This is a genomic window from Nocardia sp. XZ_19_369 (assembly GCF_015355715.1).
In the GTDB taxonomy this organism is placed as follows: domain Bacteria; phylum Actinomycetota; class Actinomycetes; order Mycobacteriales; family Mycobacteriaceae; genus Nocardia.
In genome coordinates, this window is record NZ_JACVED010000035.1 from 1 (window position 1) to 1254 (window position 1254).

Here is a 1254-nt window from a genome sequence, read left to right on the forward strand (position 1 = left end):
GGGACTGCCCCGAGTTCGGTTGACTCGCGGGGTGTGGTGGTTCAGGCCGCGAGTGCGGGCTGATTGATTGTCTCAAATTCGACCGGTGTCATGCGTCCGAGTCGGCGTTGCCGCCGTCGGCGGTGGTAGATCCGTTCGATCCAGATGACGATTGCCAGCCGCAATTCCTCGCGTGTCTCCCAGCGCCGGCGGTCGAGCACGTTGCGTTGCAGCAGCGCGAAGAACGACTCCATCGCGGCGTTGTCGCCACACGCCCCGACCCGACCCATCGAGCCACGTAATCGATTGGCCGACAACGCATGTACGAAGCTTCGGGAGCGAAATTGACTACCTCTGTCGGAGTGGACCACGCTGCCGACCGGTGAGCGGATCGCGACCGCATTGCGCAGTGCTGCCACCGCCAGAGCGGCGGTCATGCGCTCATCGATCGAATAGCCGACGATCCGGTTGGAGTAGCAGTCTTTGATCGCGCAGAGATAGAGCTTTCCTTCACCGGTTCGATGTTCGGTGATATCGGTGAGCCACACCCGATTTGGTGCCGCAGCGGTGAACTCGCGAGCCACGAGGTCGTCATGAACGGGTGGTCCCGCACGTCTGCTGAGTCCGCGTTTGCGGGCGAATACCGACCAGATCCGCTGCTGCGAACACAATCGCTGCACCCGATTCTCACCGGCGCGGATGCCGCGGTCGCCCAGCTCGTCGGCGATGAACCGATATCCGAACGCTGGGTCGACGGCGTGGATGTCGCGGGCCGCGTCGATCAGGTGGGCATCGTCCCAATCACGTTGGGACACAGGGTTTTGCTGCCATTTGTAGAACGCTTGCGGTGTGAAGCCGAGGACCCGGCAGGTCACCGCGACGGGAAACCCGTCCGCGGCCAGGTCGAGGACCAGCGGGAACCTCATTTTGGGGGCAGCTCACGGGCGAAGAACGCCGCGGCGCGCCGCAGGATCTCGTTCTCCTGCTCCAGCTGTTTGGTGCGTTTCCGCAGCTCACGCAACTCCGCGGACTCTTCCTGGGTCAGGCCCGCCGTGTTCCCGTCGTCGATGTCGGCCTGTTTGAGCCAGTTGTGCAGGCAGGCTTCGGAAATCCCGAAATCCTTGGCCACCTGCTTGATCGAGGCATTGCCCTTGCGAGCGACGGCGACGACATCGCGGCGGAACTCCTCCGGATACGGCTTCGGCATGGTGGACATCCTTCCAGCGAGGACCAAGTCCTCACAGATCAGGAATCAACCAAACCAGGGGCAGTCCC

1 protein-coding gene is annotated in these 1254 nt (G+C 63.2%); it reads right to left on the reverse strand.

The annotated features are described in order from the left end of the window. Positions 1-41: 41 nt before the first annotated feature. A protein-coding gene (locus tag IBX18_RS41810) for an IS3 family transposase (protein ID WP_194838951.1) occupies positions 42-1186 on the reverse strand; the annotation gives its coding sequence in 2 pieces (ribosomal slippage) (positions 42-919 and positions 919-1186; 1146 coding nt in all). Between the last annotated feature and the right edge of the window lie 68 nt (positions 1187-1254).